This window comes from Nocardia sp. BMG111209, assembly GCF_000381925.1.
In the GTDB taxonomy this organism is placed as follows: Bacteria; Actinomycetota; Actinomycetes; order Mycobacteriales; family Mycobacteriaceae; genus Nocardia.
Genome location: NZ_KB907308.1, coordinates 469,520 through 482,993 on the forward strand (window position 1 = coordinate 469,520; position 13,474 = coordinate 482,993).

Annotated in this window: 11 protein-coding genes; 4 read left to right on the forward strand and 7 right to left on the reverse strand. The window is 70.0% G+C overall.

Annotated features, from left to right (window positions below):
* Window positions 1–91: 91 nt before the first annotated feature.
* Window positions 92–1,993, reverse strand: coding sequence for an ABC transporter ATP-binding protein (locus tag G361_RS51170; RefSeq protein WP_019929993.1), 1,902 nt, complete (start codon window positions 1,991–1,993; stop codon window positions 92–94).
* A gap of 115 nt (window positions 1,994–2,108) precedes the next feature.
* On the opposite strand from G361_RS51170, the gene G361_RS44895 reads away from it, so the two are divergent.
* Both G361_RS44895 and G361_RS0125720 read left to right on the forward strand, forming a co-directional pair.
* Entirely contained in the window at window positions 2,109–2,822 is a 714-nt protein-coding gene (locus G361_RS44895; protein WP_231387097.1) for a GntR family transcriptional regulator, read from the forward strand.
* Between the two features lie 77 nt (window positions 2,823–2,899).
* The gene (locus tag G361_RS0125720) at window positions 2,900–3,838 is read left to right on the forward strand and encodes a hypothetical protein (protein WP_155981780.1); all 939 of its coding nucleotides are present in this window, start codon (window positions 2,900–2,902) and stop codon (window positions 3,836–3,838) included.
* A 112-nt stretch (window positions 3,839–3,950) separates the two neighbouring features.
* On the opposite strand, the gene ffh is transcribed toward G361_RS0125720, so the two are convergent.
* The 6 genes from ffh to ftsY form a co-directional block, all read right to left on the reverse strand.
* Window positions 3,951–5,534 (reverse strand): signal recognition particle protein, encoded by a 1,584-nt coding sequence (ffh, locus tag G361_RS0125725; protein ID WP_019929996.1) that lies wholly within the window; start codon window positions 5,532–5,534, stop codon window positions 3,951–3,953.
* 84 nt (window positions 5,535–5,618) lie between these two features.
* The gene (locus G361_RS0125730; protein WP_026343512.1) at window positions 5,619–5,927 is read right to left on the reverse strand and encodes a hypothetical protein; all 309 of its coding nucleotides are present in this window, start codon (window positions 5,925–5,927) and stop codon (window positions 5,619–5,621) included.
* A gap of 148 nt (window positions 5,928–6,075) precedes the next feature.
* Window positions 6,076–8,508, reverse strand: a complete 2,433-nt coding sequence (locus G361_RS0125735; protein ID WP_019929998.1) for a [protein-PII] uridylyltransferase — start codon at window positions 8,506–8,508, stop codon at window positions 6,076–6,078.
* Between the two features lie 137 nt (window positions 8,509–8,645).
* Window positions 8,646–8,984, reverse strand: coding sequence for a P-II family nitrogen regulator (locus G361_RS0125740; RefSeq protein ID WP_019929999.1), 339 nt, complete (start codon window positions 8,982–8,984; stop codon window positions 8,646–8,648).
* Between the two features lie 2 nt (window positions 8,985–8,986).
* Window positions 8,987–10,348, reverse strand: coding sequence for an ammonium transporter (locus tag G361_RS0125745; protein WP_231387148.1), 1,362 nt, complete (start codon window positions 10,346–10,348; stop codon window positions 8,987–8,989).
* A gap of 368 nt (window positions 10,349–10,716) precedes the next feature.
* Window positions 10,717–12,483, reverse strand: coding sequence for a signal recognition particle-docking protein FtsY (gene ftsY, locus G361_RS0125750; RefSeq protein ID WP_019930001.1), 1,767 nt, complete (start codon window positions 12,481–12,483; stop codon window positions 10,717–10,719).
* A 102-nt stretch (window positions 12,484–12,585) separates the two neighbouring features.
* Here ftsY and G361_RS0125755 point away from each other — a divergent pair, with 102 nt between their 5' ends.
* Window positions 12,586–12,993 carry an RpiB/LacA/LacB family sugar-phosphate isomerase gene (locus G361_RS0125755; protein ID WP_026343513.1) on the forward strand — a complete coding sequence of 136 codons (408 nt, stop codon included), beginning with the start codon at window positions 12,586–12,588 and terminating at the stop codon, window positions 12,991–12,993.
* Window positions 12,994–13,064: 71 nt separating this feature from the next.
* Window positions 13,065–13,454: a DUF2237 family protein gene (locus G361_RS0125760; protein ID WP_019930003.1), complete on the forward strand. Its 390-nt coding sequence runs from the start codon at window positions 13,065–13,067 to the stop codon at window positions 13,452–13,454.
* The last annotated feature ends 20 nt before the right edge of the window (window positions 13,455–13,474 follow it).

Here is a 13,474-nt window from a genome sequence, read left to right on the forward strand (position 1 = left end):
ACCTCCAGCGCCGGACCGCTCATCCCGAGTAGGTCAGGCGCGAGCGACGCGCCCCCATGATCATGTTCCGCCGCCCCCGACGCTTGACCGCTCATGCCGCGGCCCCCAGCATCAGCCGGGCGATGGTGTCGGCCGCGTGCCCGGTGGCCGGGTGGACCGGGCCGAGCAGGCGGCCACGGTAGGCGACGAAGACACGGTCGCAGAGGGTGAGCAGTTCGGGCAGTTCGTGGGAGACCAGCAGCACCGCCGCACCCGCCGCGGCGGCGCCGCGCAGCTGGGTCAGCACGGCGTCCACCGCCGCGAGGTCCAGCCCGCGGGTCGGTTGTGCCGCGACCAGGCAGCGCAGTGGATCCAACGCCAATTCCCTTGCCACCACGACCTTCTGCTGATTGCCGCCGGACAACGTGTGCATCGGCGCGGCCGGCGAGGCGGCCCGGATGCCGTGCGCGGCGATCGCGGCGGCCGCGGTGTCGTACACGGCTCGCCGGTTCAGCAGTCCGCGCCGGCGGAACCGGGACAACCGGCCCAGGCAGAGGTTCTCCGCGACACTCATGGCCGGAATACAGCCCTCGTGATGCCGATCCTCCGGAATGACGCCGAGCCCCGCCGCCGTGCGGGCGGCCACCGTCGCCCTCGTCATATCCCGCCCGGCGAATTCGATCCGGCCGCCATCCGGCCGCCGCGCGCCACTGAGCACCGCGACCAACTCGCTCTGGCCGTTCCCCTCCACCCCGGCGATCCCGGTGATCTCCCCCGCCCGCAACTCCAGATCCAGACCGTCCAGCAGCGGCGCCCCATCCCCCCGCGCCAACCGCAACCCGGCAACCCGCAACACCGGCGGCGAAACTACGCTCTCACCGGCACCGCCCGGCACACCCGCAGCGCCCTGGGCAACACTGACCTCGGTACCCATCGCACCGACAGCGCCTGCATCGGCAACTACTCCACCGGCAAGGCTCGTTCCGACAATCGATACGTCACCAGCACCGGTCGCACCGATAGCGGCGGCTACACCCACCGCATTGACAGCGCTCGCAGCACCGACGGCATCCTCACCAGCGGCAGGTGCAGAACTGTCAGAACTGCCAGCACCGAGTACCTCAGCAGTGCCCGGCTGCGCAGTCAATCCCACGGAAATCTCTGCACCAGTGACGATTTCGTCGGCACCGCCCGAATCGGCAGCGGTCTGCCCGGCGACCGCCGCGGCTGGACGGTCGGCGGTGGTCGCGGCAGCCACACCCGAATCACCCAGGACCAGAAGCGGATCCAGGTCTGCCAGGCGGCGGCCGACCATCAGGCCGACCAGGTCGTCGCGGGTGAACTCGGACAGTGGGCCGGAGCCGACGACGCGGCCCGCGCGCAGGACCGTGGCGGTGTCGGCGACGCGTTCGATCTCGCCCAGTTTGTGGGTGATGAGTACGACCGCGCGACCGGCGGCGGCGATGCGGCGGCAGGTGCCGAGCAGGGAGCTCACCTCCGCCGGGCCCAGTACCGCGGTGGGTTCGTCCAGGAGTATCAGATTTGGTTCGGCCAGAAGGCATTTCACGATCTCGACGGTCTGGCGTTCCCCCACCGACAGTGCCTCGACCCGCGCGGTGGGATCGACGCGCAGGCCGAATTCGTCGGCGACCGTGGCCAATCCGGTGGTCAGGTCCGCGCGGCGCAACCGCAGTCGCGCGGCGGGGCCCAGCAGTAGGTTCTCCGCGACCGTCAGGGTCGGCACCAGGCTGAAATGCTGGTGCACCATGGCGATTCCGCGGCGCAGGGCGTCGGCGGGCCGGCGCGGCCGGTACGGCTCGCCGAACAGCCGCATCCGGCCCTCGTCCGGACTCGCCGAACCGTAGACGAGATTGCACAGTGTCGACTTCCCGGCGCCGTTCTCACCGAGTACGCAGTGCACCTCGCCGCGGCGGACCGTGATGTCCACATCCGACAGCGCCCGCACCGCACCGAACCGCTTGCCGACACCGGCTAGTTCCAGGGCAGTGTCCACGACCGACCTCCAGTTAGTGGTATACCGCTAACTTTCGACGATCGGTGTGGCGGCCGCGTTCCGGCTGTGTTTCGGGCGGGAAAACCGCTCCGGGGCAGCGATAGTGTGGAATGTCGTGACAGCACCAGGATCCTTGCGCGACCACGCCTACGAGTCGATCAAGCAACGCATCATCGGCGTCGAGCTGCGGCCGGGACAGCGGCTGGTCGAGCGCGATCTGGCCGCCGAGCTGCAGGTTTCCCGTATCCCGCTGCGCGAGGCGCTGCGCGTGCTGGCCGCCGAGGGCCTCGTTCTGCTGGTTCCGGGCAAGGGTGCGCTGGTGGCCCCGTTCACCCCCGCCGACGTCCGCGATCTGTTCGATGTCCGGGAGTCGCTGGAATCACTGGCCGCCCGGCTGGCCGCGAGCAACGCCACACCGTCCTCGATCGAGCCGCTGTCGGCCCTGCTGGTGCAGGCCCGGGCCGCCACCGCCGCCGGCGACGCCCAGCGGATCGCCGGCGCCAACGCCGCCTTCCACGCCGGAATCATCGATCTGGCCGGTAACCCCCTGCTCAACACCCTGATGCGCCCGCTGGCCGCCCGCACCGAATGGCTGTTCCGCCTCACCGCGGCCCGGGACGCCGCCGAACAGTGCACCGAACACGAGGCCCTGTTCAGCCTGATCGCGGCCGGCGCCACCGAAGCGGCCGCGGCGAGCGCCTTCGCCCACATCGCCGCGGGCCGCGGCCCCAGCATCACCCTCGCCGCCGAATGGTCCACCCCCGAATTCGACGCCGAACTGGTCGCCCGCGGCCGCCGCCGACGCCGCCCGGTCGCCGACAGCGCCTGACCCCACCGCCGCGACCGGGATGCCGATCGACCGGAATGCGCTCGCGGAGTTGCCTTCTCGGCCGCTAGCCTCGAACCGTGAGATCGGACGGGGATTTTCCGGCCGAGTGGGGACGCACGCTGGTGGGCGAGGTGTTCCGGGACCCGGACGACGAGGAGTGGACCTTCGACGATTGGCAGGAGATCACCTTTCCGAGCGTGGAGGACGGCCGTCACGGCCATCACACGAGCGGATCGGTGGCTCCCGATACGGTGGCGATCGCGCTGGACGGCGAGATCGTCGCACTCGGCGAGACGGGTGGGATGACGCCGACCAACCTCTACGTCTACGACACCGAGTACTACCAATTCCTGCGCCTGCGTGCGGTACTCGATCCGGAGCGCTGGGCATCGCTGCCGTGGGGTCCGTTCCGCAACGGCCAGTTGCTGTACGCCTGGGACAAATTCCACCGCCAGGACTACTTTCGCTACCCGGATCGCCCGCCTGCGCCCGTCGGATACGGGGATTCGCACCAACCGGGGGACGCGGCGGTCATGACCTACGGCGGCGACTGGTACGACCTCGCTCAACAGGTCGAACGCGAATACCCCCTCGGGTACCGCGCCGAACCGGCTGCGTCATCGGAGGCATGCCTGATCCGGGCCACCCAGGACGGGGATCTCGCCGCCGTGCGCGAACAACTCGCGCTCGGCACGAATCCCGATATCGGCGCCGAACCGGCGGGCGTGCACACCTCTTTCTGTACGCGACGCGCATCGTCACCGTTGGCAATCGCCCGCCAGGACCGCCGGCCCGAGATAACGCGCGCACTGATCTCCGCAGGCGCCGACGAACGGGCACAGAATGCCGTTGTCCGCGAACCCATCGACCTCGCGCAGCTGCGCCCGATCGGCAAGCCGTCGCTGTTCGTGCGATTGATCTATCTGGTGCGACCCGATCTCCGGTTGCCCTTCGATCGGCCACAGCGACGAAGCGGCACATCGCCGCACAAGCGGTGGTGGAAAGGAACCGGCTGAGCCGAGATCACCACGGTCGATACGGAATTCGGCAGACTTCCGCATCCGCCGCCGACGTGGCCGGAAATGCCCGGGGCGGACGCGAGATCGCGTCCGCCCCGGGCGAATCGGGTTACTTCTTCGGGAACTTCAACTGGGACAGGTCGATTCCCTCGAGCCCCGGGGGCAGTTCGTCCAGACCGGCGGGCATGTTCGACAGGTCCGGGAAACCCGCGGGCATCCCCGGCATACCGGGCATCCCGGCGGGCATGCCCGGCATCCCCGGGAACCCACCGCGCACCTTCGGCGGGGTCGGGCCGCGGCCGCCCTTCTTACCCTTCTTGCCACCCTTCTTCTTGGTGCCGCCGCGCGCGCCCGGCATGCCGAACTGGCGGCTCATGGCGCTCATCATCTTCCGCGCCTCGAAGAAGCGGTCGACGAGCTGGTTGACGTCGGAGACCGCGACGCCGGAGCCGTTGGCGATGCGCAGCCGGCGGGAGGCGTTGATGATCTTCGGGTTGGCCCGCTCGCCCGGGGTCATGCCGCGGATGATGGCCTGCACCCGGTCCAGTTGCTTGTCGTCGACCTGGGACAGCGCGTCCTTCATCTGGCCGGCACCGGGCAGCATGCCCAGCAGGTTGCCGATCGGGCCCATCTTGCGGATGGCGAGCATCTGCTCGAGGAAGTCCTCGAGGGTGAGCTCGCCGGAACCGATCTTGCGCGCGGCCTCCTCGGCCTGCTGCGCGTCGTAGACCTGCTCGGCCTGCTCGATGAGGGTGAGCAGGTCGCCCATGCCGAGGATCCGGCTGGACATGCGGTCGGGATGGAAGACGTCGAAGTCCTCCAGCTTCTCGCCGGTGGACGCGAACAGGATCGGCTGGCCGGTGATCTCGCGCACGCTCAGCGCCGCGCCACCGCGGGCGTCGCCGTCGAGTTTGGTCAGCACCACGCCGGTGAAGCCGACGCCGTCGCGGAACGCCTCCGCGGTGGTGACGGCGTCCTGGCCGATCATGGCGTCGAGGACGAACAGCGTCTCGTCCGGCTGCACGGCGTCGCGGATGCCCGCGGCCTGCCGCATCAACTCCTCGTCGATGCCGAGGCGGCCGGCGGTGTCGACGACGACCACGTCGAAATGCTTCTGCCGGGCCTCCTCGACGCCGGCCTTCGCGACGTCGATCGGATCGGCCGCGGTGACGATCGGATTGTCGCCCGTGGACACCGTGGTACCCGGATGCGGTGCGAACACCGACACCCCGGCCCGCTCGCCGACCACCTGGAGCTGGGTGACCGCGCCGGGGCGCTGGAGGTCACAGGCCACCAGCAGCGGCGTGTGCCCCTGGCCCTTGAGCCATTTCGCGAGCTTGCCCGCGAGGGTGGTCTTACCGGCGCCTTGCAGACCGGCCAGCATGATCACCGTGGGTGGATTCTTCGCCAGCCGCAGTCGCCGGGTCTCGCCGCCGAGGATCGCGACGAGTTCCTCGTTGACGATCTTGACGACCTGCTGCGCCGGATTCAGCGCCCCGGAGACCTCGGCCCCCTTGGCGCGCTCCTTGATCCGGTTGATGAACTGACGGACCACCGGCAACGCGACGTCGGCCTCGAGCAGTGCCAGCCGGATCTCCCGGGCGGTCGCGTCGATATCGGCCGGTGACAGGCGCCCCTTGCCACGGAGGTCCTTGAGGGCACCGGCCAACCGGTCGGACAGGGATTCGAACACCGATCGCGCTCCTGATCTCGAGGGTGGTCACTCGGGATACCAGGGTAGTGCGAGGATCGGACCGACCGGATCCCCCCTGGTGGATTACGGTGTCCGGCGGCGTGCGCGCGGGGCCTGGCGGATGTCGTGATCCTCGGCCGCGACCATGAACACCGCCTCGCGGCCGGTCAGTCCGAGCTCCAGCGCCATGGTGTCGAGGACGGCCCATTCGGCGGTGGTGGGCTCGTTCCCGCCGGGCCGGGACGCGATCTTCATCGCCGTCACCGCCTGCTGGCCGGTCAGGGTACGGCCGGGCAGCCACGAGACGACCCAGCGATCACCTCCGACACAGCGCGCGATGTGCCGAGTGGTGTCGCTGGTCATCATCGACGCGGACACGACTTCAATTGCCACCGAATCGCTCCCCTCATGCTCGAACAGCCGACAGCACGAACAAGTAGCGCGACAGCCGAAAGCTGATCCGATCGTAGGTGTGCGCTGCCATACCGGATCGCGACGTCAGCAAATCGTTGGCAACAATTGCATTAAACAGTCGAATCGGTCATTCGCCGGACGTCTCGGGCGTGCTCTCCGGTTTGCGCGGCTCCGGGCGCGGGACCACGGCCAGCAGGGCCGCCGCCAGTTCCGCGCGTCGTTCCGGGCCGTCGGCGTCGCCGAGATGCAGGCAGAACGCGTCCACCACCGCGGCGCCGAGGGTGACCACCTTCGCCCAGCGCACGTCCACGCCCGCGCCGGCCAGCGCGTCGGCCAGCCGGCTGAGCAGGCCGATGCGGTCCTCGGCGCGCAGTTCCAGCAGCACCTCGCCGGGATTCGGGGTCTCGGTCCAGATCACCCGCGGTTCGGCCTGCGCGTACGGGCTCGGCCGCAGCGCCGCCTCGCGTTCCTTCTTCGCCAGCATCGCGGGCACGTCGAGATCGCCGTTCAGCGCGCGGATCAGCTCCTGCCGCAGCAGCCCGGCATCCGGCGGATCGCCGAATTTCGGTGTCACCACGAAGGTGTCGATCGCCGACCGGCCGCCGCCGTCGATGGGCGCACTGCCCAGCGAGGCCGACAGCACCCGCAGCGAATGCAGGGCCAGCACGCCGGCCGCCTCCGACAGCAGGCCGGGCGTGTCGGGCGCGATCACGGTGACGACATGGGTGTAGCGGCCGTCGCCGGCCCGCAGCTCCACGTGCACGCCGCCCGCGGTCGCCAGGGCCCGCAGTTCCTCGGGGATCGGATCCGGCGTCGGCTGGCTCTCCCCCGCCATCGCCAACCGGCAGCGCCGCACCAGCTCGCGGATCAGCGACGCCTTCCAATCACCCCACACACCGGGTCCGGTGGCCAGCGAATCGGCCTCGGCCAGGGCGAGCAGCAGGTCCAGCACCTGCGCGTCGCCGTCGAGCGCGGCGACGACCATCCGGACGGTCTCCGGATCGGCGAGGTCGCGGCGGGTCGCGGTATCCGGCAGCAGCAGGTGATAGCGCACGACGGCGCTGAGGGTGTGCACGTCCGAGGGCCACAGTCCGAGCCGGCGGCCGATCTGGGTGGCGAGCTCGGCGCCGACGATGCTGTGGTCCTCGGTGCGGCCCTTGCCGATGTCGTGCAGCAGGGCGCCGAGCAGCAGCAGGTCGGGGCGGGCGACCTGGGTGGTGAGCGCGCCGGCGTAGGCGACGGTCTCCATCAGGTGGCGGTCGACGGTCCAGGTGTGGATGGCATCGCGCGGCGGCAGATCGCGCACCGCCCCCCACTCCGGGAACAGCCGGCCCCACAGGCCCGTCCGGTCCAGCGCCTCGACCGCGTCGATGGTGCCGCGACCGGCGCCCAGCAGTACCAGCAGGTCGTTGAGCGCCTCCCGCGGCCACGGCTCGCGCAGCTCCGGGGCGTCCTCGGACAGCCGGTTGAGCGTGGTCGCGGACATCGGCAGGCCGGTCTGCGCCGACGCCGCGGCGACCCGCAGGATCAGCCCGGGATCCTTCGCCGGGCGCGCGTCCCGGGCCAGCACCACCTCGCCGGAGTGCTCGACCACCCCCTCATCGAGTGGTCGGCGTACCGGTACCCGGCGCAGACGGGCCAATCCACGGCGCGGCAGCGCATTTCCGGCCGTGCGCAGCCCGACGTCGACCGAGTAGTTGACGGTGCGGGCGGCGTCGCTGAGCGTGCGGGCCAGATCGAACCGGTCACCGATGCGCAGCGCGGCGCCGATCTCGTCGGCGTCCTGGGCGCGGAGCTGATCGCGGGCCCGGCCGGCCACCCGATGCAGTTCCGTGCGAACATCCAGCAAACGTCGCTGCGCCTGCTTCAGCCCGCCGCCGGGGACGTCCGGACCGAGCCCCGGCATGGCGTCGGTCAGCTGGGCGATCGCCAGTGCGTCCAGCAGTTGGATGTCCCGCAGGCCGCCGCGGCCGTTCTTCAGATCCGGCTCGGCGCGATGGGCGATCTCGCCGTTGCGATTCCAGCGGGCCTGCGCCTGCTGGACCAGATCCGTGAACCGCGAACGGATTCCGGTGCGCCATTCCCGGCGCACCCCGCCGATGAGCAGGTTGCTCAGTTCGGCGTCACCGACGATGTGCCTGGCCTCCAGGAGGCCGAGCCCGGCGGTGAGATCGTCGGCGGCCACCCGCAGCGCCTGCGGTACGGTCCGCACACTGTGATCCAGTTTGATGTGGGCGTCCCACAACGGGTACCAGAGCCGATCGGCGACCTCGGCCACCCGTTGCGGATCCACATCGTCGTGCAGCAGTACCAGATCCAGATCCGAGTACGGCAGCATCTCCCTGCGCCCGAGCCCGCCGACCGCGACCACCGCCAGGCCGCTGTCGCGGATGATGCCGAGTTCACCGCCCTTGGTGGTCAGCCACAGGTCGTACAGATCGACCAGCGCCTGCCGCAGCGATTCCGCGTCCAGACGCGGACGGCGGTTGTCGCCACCGTCCAGCAGTTGATTTCGCGCCCGCACCAGATCCGTTGCGCCGCCCGACAATTCGTCCTGCATTCGCTGGTTGCCGCCCACTACCGTCCCACCACCCGTCTCACACGAGCGGCCCCGCCCCTACCGGTCGCACCGGGTGGAGCGGGGCCGCCGCTGGATTCGAATATCTCCGGATTCCGGCGCCGGCGCGCCGGCCGGTCCTACAGAGCGTCGGCGCCGCGTTCGCCGGTACGGACGCGGATCACCGCGTCCACCGGGGTGATCCACACCTTGCCGTCACCGATCTTGCCGGTACGCGCGGCCTCGGTGATGACCTCGACGACCCGCTCGACCTGACTCTCGTCGACGACGACCTCGACCCGGACCTTCGGCACGAAGTCCACCGAGTACTCTGCACCGCGGTAGACCTCGGTGTGGCCCTTCTGGCGGCCGTAGCCCTGCACCTCGCTGACGGTCATGCCCAGCACACCCGCCTGCTCCAGCCCGGACTTCACATCCTCGAGCGTGAACGGCTTGACGATCGCGGTAACAAGTTTCATTGTCATGCCTCTTCCTTGACGGCTTCCTTGACGGCGGTGCGTGCCGTGCCACCCACAGCAGCGAAATCGTACGCAGTTTCAGCATGCTCCGAGTCGTCCAAGCCGTTGAACTCCTCTTCCTCCGTGGCGCGCAGGCCGACCGTGAACTTGACGATGAACGCGATGATCAGCGAGGCGATGAAGGAGTAGGCCAGCACGCTGAACGCACCCACCGCCTGCTTGCCGAGCTGCGAGAATCCGCCGCCGTAGAACAGGCCCTTGGCACCGCTGAGGGCGCCCGAGGCACCCGACTCCGGCGCGAGGAACAGACCGATCATCAGGGTGCCGACCAGACCACCGATCATGTGGACGCCGACCACGTCGAGCGAATCGTCGAAGCCCAGCTTGAACTTCAGGCCGACCGCCAGCGCGCAGAGGATGCCCGCGACCAGGCCGATCACCAGGGCGCCCAGGACGTTCACCGAGGAACAGGACGGGGTGATGGCGACCAGGCCCGCGACGATGCCGGAGGCCGCGCCGAGGGTGGTGGGCTTGCCGTCGCGGATCTTCTCGACCAGCAGCCAGCCGAGCATCGCCGAGCAGGTGGCGAACGTGGTGGCGAGGAAGGTCGAACCGGCCAGGCCGTTGGAGGTCACCGCGGAACCGGCGTTGAAGCCGAACCAGCCGAACCACAGCAGACCGGCGCCGAGCATGACGAACGGAATGTTGTGCGGCCGGGCCGGAGTCGTCGGCCAGCCCTTGCGCTTGCCGAGCACCAGGGCCAGCGCCAGGCCCGCCGCACCGGCGTTGATGTGCACCGCGGTTCCACCGGCGAAGTCGATGGCCTGCAGCTTGTTGGCGATCCAGCCACCGGCGTGCACCACGGTGCCCGAGGAGTCGGAGACGTTGAAGTCGAAGACCCAGTGCGCGACCGGGAAGTAGACCACGATCGCCCAGATCGTGGCGAAGACCAGCCACGCGCGGAACTTCAGGCGGTCGGCCACGGCACCCGAGATGAGGGCGACGGTGATGATCGCGAACATCAACTGGAAGGCCACGAAGACCGTCATCGGAATAGTGCCGGCCAGCGGAATGTCCGTTTCCGGCACGGCCGTGGTACCGGCGGCCGCCGGCACGGCCTTCACGCTGTTGCCACCGATGAGTCCCTTCAGCCCGAAGAACTGGCCGGGATCACCGATCACGCCGAACTTGTTGTTGCCGAACGCTTCGGAATATCCGAATATCGCCCAGATCACGCCCACGATGCCCATCGCACTGATGCTCATCATGATCATGTTCAGGACGTTCTTCGAGCGGACCATGCCGCCGTAGAAGAACGCCAGACCGGGCGTCATCAGCAGGACGAGCGCTGAGCTCGCCAGCATCCATGCGGTGTCGCCGGTGTCCGGCACACCGGTCAGGGGATACGCCACCTTGTTCCTCCTCATCTCGGGCCCGGCCAAAGTTCACGGCGACGAGCCTGCACACGAGAAGGTTGCTCATCCGGTGTTTCGTCTGTGCCGCCGACGCGTTTCACCTGCGTGAACGGATCGGCCGGTGGTGTTGCATCTATGTTTCGTAACCCGCACAGCACGTCCGGTTCACCCGCCGAAAACCGTCGCGGTGAGGCCGGGAAACCCGGCGCCACCAGCACGGACGACGACGCGTTGTGATCGGTTACAGAACGGCCGTCCGAAATTGTCCGGACAAGCCCGAAATCGGGGTGAATGCGCCGCCGGAGCGCCGTCCGGACTCAGCCCAGCAACGCATCGACGAACGCGCCGGGCTCGAACGGGGCGAGGTCGTCGGCGCCCTCGCCGAGGCCGACCAGCTTCACCGGAACGCCCAGTTCGTGCTGCACCTGGAAGACGATGCCGCCCTTGGCCGTACCGTCCAGTTTGGTCAGCACCACGCCGGTGATGTCGACGACCTCCGCGAACACGCGGGCCTGGGTGAGCCCGTTCTGGCCGACGGTGGCGTCCAGGACCAGCAGCACCTCGTCGACGGCGGCCTTCTTCTCGACCACGCGCTTGACCTTGCCGAGCTCGTCCATCAGGCCGGTCTTGGTGTGCAGCCGGCCGGCGGTGTCGACGAGCACGGCGTCGACCCCCTGCGCGATGCCGGTGCTGACCGCGTCGAAGGCCACGGACGCCGGATCGGCGCCCTCCCGGCCCCGCACGGTCTCCGCGCCGACGCGTTCGCCCCAGGTTTGCAGCTGGTCGGCCGCGGCGGCCCGGAAGGTGTCCGCGGCCCCCAGCAGCACGCGCCGGCCGTCGGCGATCAGGACCCGGGCCAGTTTGCCGGTGGTGGTCGTCTTGCCGGTGCCGTTGACGCCGACCACCAGCAGGATCGACGGGTGATCGGCATGCGGGAGGGCCTTGATGGACCGGTCCAGTTCCGGCCGCAGGGCGCCGACGAGCACCTCGCGCAGGACCGCGCGGGCCTGGTCGGTGGTCCGGACACTGCGCGATGCCATCTGTTCGCGGAGCCGGTCCACGATGGTGGCGGTGACGGCCGCGCCGAGATCGGCCATCACGAGCGTGTCCTCGATCTCCTCCCAGGAGTCCTCGTCCAGGTCGCCGCCGCCGAGCAGGCCCAGCAGGCTCTTGCCGACGGCGTTCTGGGAGCGGGACAACCGGCCGCGCAGTCGGGTGAGGCGGCCCGCGGTGGGCTCGATCTCCTCGAGCGGGGCGGTCGGAGCCGTCGGGACCGGAGCCGGTGCCGGGGCGGTCGTCGCGGCGGCCGCGGCGGCCACCTGTTCGGCCGCGGCGGCCGCGGCCTCCTCGGCGGTCGCGCGGTCGGTGGCTGGGGCGGTCGGGGTCGCGGCGTCAGTAGCGGAGCCCTCGGCGGTCACGCGGTCGGCGGCGGAGTCCTCGGTGGCCGCGCGGTCCGTGGCAGAGCCCTCGGTGGCCGCACGGTCAGCGGTCTCCCCGCCGGTTGCGCGGTCGACGGCGGCGGCCCCCGCGACCGTGGCAGGCCCCTCGGTGGTCACGCTGCCGTCGCCGTTTCCGGAAGTTTCGGTGCCCACCGGGCCGGAGACGGCCGAATCATCGGTCTCAGGTGTTACAGCATCATCGGCCTCAGGTGTTACAGCGTGCTTCTGCTCCGCACCCGCCACCGCGGCCAGTGCGGCGGCCTGCTCGGCCCGCGCGGCCGGTTCCGGTTCCTGGATACTCGCCGCGTCCTCGGCCGAAAGGCCGGGTTCCGGCAACCGGACATCCGTGATCGATCGGCGCGCCGAATCGCGCGGCACGGCGGCGTCGTCGCCGATGTGCGGCTGTCCCTCGTCGTCGGTGCGCTCCCCCGGCACCGCGACCGGTTCCGGCTTCGCGCCACCCTGACTGAAGCTGAATCCCCCGGCGGCCGTGTACCCACCCGACCGGTCGGTGACCTCGGCGACGGGCGCGGCCGGCGTCAAGGTGACCCGGCGGCGCTTGTACCGGACGAATCCGGCGACGACGAGCGCCACCACCAGGACGGCGACGATTGCGGCGATCAGAATCCAGGCTTGCGCAGTCACAGGCCCATCCTGTCAGAACCTCGGTCCGTCCTCGCGCGGGCCGCCGCCGGAAATGCCTGATCGCCCGGCGCGCTCCCGCCCGGTCCCGCTACCCTGGTGCCCGTGCGGATCGCCTTCGGCACCGACGAGTGCACCTCTCTCACCGACCATCTCGAGACCTGGTTGACCGAGCGTGGCCACGAGCTGCTCGTGATCGGCAAGGGTATCGCCTGGCCCGAGGTCGGCCGCGGCGTCGGCGAGGCCGTCGCCGACGGACGGGCCGATCTCGGCGTCGTGTGCTGCTGGACCGGTACGGGCGTGTCCATCGCCGCCAACAAGGTCCCCGGCGTCCGCGCGGCGCTGTGCACCGACCGCGCCACCGCCGAGGGCGCCCGGAAGTGGAACGACGCCAACGTCCTCGCTCTCGGTTTGCGGCTGACCGCACCGCCGGTGGCCGACGAGATGCTGGACGCGTTCCTGGGCACCGGACCGGACGAATCGGAAGCGGCGAACTACCGCCAACTGGGCTGACCGGATTTCCGATCACACCACGGACCGGAAGGCTCGGCGAATCCGACACCAAGACAATAGGATCGGCTTTCGTGACCGATCGTAATGTGCTTGGGGGACCGCTGGAGGAGTGTGGCACCGATCCTCTCACCGGCTTCTATCGGGATGGATGCTGCAGTACCGGCCCGGAGGACCTCGGCAGCCACACCGTGTGCACCGTCGTGACGGCGGAATTCCTGGAGCATCAGAAGTCGATCGGCAACGATCTGGTCACTCCACGGCCCGACAACAACTTCCCGGGCCTGCAACCGGGGGACCGCTGGTGTGTGGTCGCGGTGCGCTGGCTGCACGCCCACGAGGACGGCGTCGCCGCACCCGTCATCCTGGCCGCGACGCACGAGAACGCGCTCGAGGTCATCCCCATGGAGACCCTCCGCAAATACGCGGTCGACGTCCCCGACGACGTCAGCGACCTGCTCTAGCCCGCAACCGCCCCGGGCGG